This window comes from Gemmobacter sp. (genome assembly GCF_016792925.1).
Classification (GTDB): Bacteria; Pseudomonadota; Alphaproteobacteria; order Rhodobacterales; family Rhodobacteraceae; genus Gemmobacter.
Genome location: NZ_JAEULU010000337.1, coordinates 1 through 2,919 on the forward strand (window position 1 = coordinate 1; position 2,919 = coordinate 2,919).

At 66.1% G+C, this 2,919-nt stretch carries 3 protein-coding genes; all 3 read left to right on the forward strand.

From position 1 onward, the window contains the following. Window positions 1–149 precede the first annotated feature (149 nt). The 3 genes from JNN06_RS16750 (at window position 150) to proB (ending at window position 2,885) form a co-directional block, all read left to right on the forward strand. Window positions 150–668 (forward strand): GNAT family N-acetyltransferase, encoded by a 519-nt coding sequence (locus JNN06_RS16750; protein ID WP_291240732.1) that lies wholly within the window; start codon window positions 150–152, stop codon window positions 666–668. A 67-nt stretch (window positions 669–735) separates the two neighbouring features. Beyond that, entirely contained in the window at window positions 736–1,767 is a 1,032-nt protein-coding gene (obgE, locus tag JNN06_RS16755) for a GTPase ObgE (RefSeq protein ID WP_291240733.1), read from the forward strand. Further along, window positions 1,767–2,885, forward strand: a complete 1,119-nt coding sequence (gene proB, locus JNN06_RS16760; RefSeq protein ID WP_291240734.1) for a glutamate 5-kinase — start codon at window positions 1,767–1,769, stop codon at window positions 2,883–2,885. The genes obgE and proB overlap by 1 nt, the downstream gene beginning before the upstream one ends. Window positions 2,886–2,919 lie beyond the last annotated feature (34 nt).

Genomic DNA, 2,919 nt, shown 5'->3' on the forward strand with positions numbered 1-2,919 from the left:
CCGGCGGTAATCGCCGGGCTGAACACGCTGTCCATCAGCCGCTGGTTGGGCCGCGTGCCGCATCCATTTCATCCGACCTTGCAGGCAGGGAGGAAGCGGCTGGACAGTCGTGTTCCGTCGCGCCAGCATGGCGGCGAAGGAGAAGGCTCATGTTGATCCGGGATGCAACCCCTGACGATGCGGCGGCGATTGCGGCGATTTACAATGATGCGGTGCGCACCACCACGGCCATTCTGATGGAGGGCGAGGTGGGGGCGGAGAACCGGGTGCAATGGATGGCAGCGCGGCAGGCGCTTGGCTATCCGGTGCTGGTGGCTGAGGCCGAAACCGAGGCGGGCGGCGCTGTGATCGGCTATGCGGCGTTCGGTGACTGGCGCCCGTTTGACGGGTTTCGCGGCACGGTCGAAAATTCGGTTTACGTCGCACCGGAGGCGCGGGGGCGGGGCGTGGCACAGGCTTTGCTGGCGGCGCTGATCCCGCGCGCGCGGGCTTGTGGCAAGCATGTGATCGTGGCGGCCATCACCTCGGAAAACGCGGCCTCGCTGCGGCTGCATGAGAAGCTGGGCTTTGTGGAGACCGCGCGCATGCCGCAGGTGGGGCAGAAATTCGGCCGCTGGCTGGACCTTGTGTTCCTGCAATTGCGCCTGGATACGCGCACCGCACCATGAAACCTTGCGCCCGGACGCGTCCGGGGCTATCGCCACTGTTTGAAAATCACGCCAAAGGGGCCGCCCGATGAAATTCCTCGATCTCGCCAAGGTCTATATCCGCTCGGGCGGCGGCGGCTCGGGCTGCGTGTCGTTCCGGCGCGAGAAATTCATCGAATTCGGCGGCCCGGATGGCGGCGATGGCGGCAATGGCGGCTCGGTCTGGGCCGAGGCGGTGGAGGGGCTGAACACCCTGATCGACTATCGCTATCAGCAGCATTTCTTTGCCAAATCAGGCCAGCCCGGCATGGGCAGCCAGCGCACCGGCAAGACCGGCGATGATGTGGTGCTGCGGGTGCCGCTGGGCACCGAGATCATCGACGAAGATGAGGAAACCGTGATCGCCGATCTGACGGTGCCGGGGCAGCGCGTGTTGCTGGCCAAGGGCGGCAATGGCGGCTGGGGCAACCTTGCGTTCAAATCCTCGACCAACCGCAGCCCGTCCCGCGCCAATCCGGGTCAGGAGGGCGTGGAGCGCACCATCTGGCTGCGGCTGAAGCTGATTGCGGATGCCGGGCTGCTGGGCCTGCCCAATGCGGGGAAATCGACCTTCCTCGCCGCCGTGTCCAATGCGCGGCCCAAGATTGCCGATTATCCCTTCACCACTCTGGTGCCCAATCTGGGCGTGGTGGGGATCGACGGGCATGAATTCGTGATGGCCGATATTCCGGGCCTGATCGAGGGCGCGAGCGAGGGCCGGGGCCTTGGCGATCAGTTTCTGGCGCATGTGGAGCGGTGCTCGGTGCTGCTGCATCTGGTGGATGGCACCTCGGAAACGGTGGATGAGGATTACGAGACCATCGTGGGCGAGCTGGAGGCCTATGCCGAGGAGCTGGCCGAAAAGCCGCGCATCGTAGCCTTGAACAAGATCGACGCGCTGGATGCCGATACGCTGAAAAAGCGCAAGACGCAGTTGGAAAAGGCCGTGGGCAGCCCGGTTTTCACCATTTCGGGCGTGTCGCAGCAGGGCTTGCTGGATGTGCTGCGGGCCATCCATGCCGAGATCATGGCGGATCGCATCGCGCAGATGCCGGTTGAGGTGACGAAATGGCAACCCTGATGGCGGCCGTGCAGGCGCCGCAGGTCGCCCGGGCGCGGCGGCTGGTGGTGAAGATCGGCTCGGCGCTGCTGGTGGACCGGGCCAAGGGCTTGCGGCAGGGCTGGCTGTCGGCGCTGGCCATGGATGTGGCCGAGGCCAAGGTGCGCGGCGCGGATGTGGTGCTGGTATCCTCGGGCTCCATCGCCTTGGGGCGAATGATTTTGGGCCTGCCGGGCGGCGCGCTGACGCTGGAACAATCGCAGGCGGCGGCGGCGGTGGGGCAGATCCGCCTTGCGCGGGCCTATGAGGAAGTTCTGGCGCCGCATGGCATCACCACGGCGCAAATCCTTGTGACGCTGGAAGATACCGAGGATCGCCGCCGCTATCTGAACAGCCGCGCCACGATGGAGACGCTGCTGGGTCTGGGTGTGGTGCCGATTGTCAACGAAAACGATACAGTCGCCACGGATGAAATCCGCTATGGCGACAATGACCGGCTGGCGGCGCAGATCGCGGTGACGGCGGGGGCGGACCAGTTGATCCTCTTGTCGGATGTGGACGGGTTCTACAGCGCCAATCCGAAGGAAGACCCCACCGCCACGCGCTTTGACGTGGTGGAGACCATCACGCCCGAGATCGAGGCGATGGCGGGCGACCCGATCTCGGGCCTGTCGAAGGGCGGGATGAAAACCAAGCTGATGGCGGCCAAGACCGCCGTGGCGGGGGGCTGTGCCATGGCGATCATGGAGGGCTCGGTGCTGCGGCCCTTGAAGGCGCTGTCGGAGGGCGCGAACCGGACGTGGTTCGTGCCGACCGCCGACCCGCATCATGCCCGCAAGCTGTGGATCAATGCCATGAAGGAAAAGGGCAGGATCCGGGTCGATCAGGGCGCGGTCACGGCGCTACGCTCGGGCAAGAGCCTGCTTCCGGCAGGGGTTGTGGCGGTGGAGGGCAGCTTTGGCCGGGGCGAGCCGGTGGGCATTCTGGGCCCGGATGGCGCGGCTTTGGGACGCGGCTTGATCCGCTATACCTCGGACGAGGCGCGGGCGATTGCGGGGCGGCGATCCAGCGAGATTGCCGGGATTTTGGGCTATGAGGGGCGGGCGGCGCTGATCCATCGGGATGATATGGTGGTGTGACGCCTGTGGCCGGCGCCGGGGGCTTTGCCCCCGG

Bases quoted from the DNA above. Each gene is read 5' to 3' on its own strand.
- JNN06_RS16750 (WP_291240732.1), top strand. From the start codon at position 150: ATGTTGATCCGGGATGCAACCCCTGACGATGCGGCGGCGATTGCGGCG.
- obgE (WP_291240733.1), top strand. From the start codon at position 736: ATGAAATTCCTCGATCTCGCCAAGGTCTATATCCGCTCGGGCGGCGGC.
- proB (WP_291240734.1), top strand. From the start codon at position 1,767: ATGGCGGCCGTGCAGGCGCCGCAGGTCGCCCGGGCGCGGCGGCTGGTG.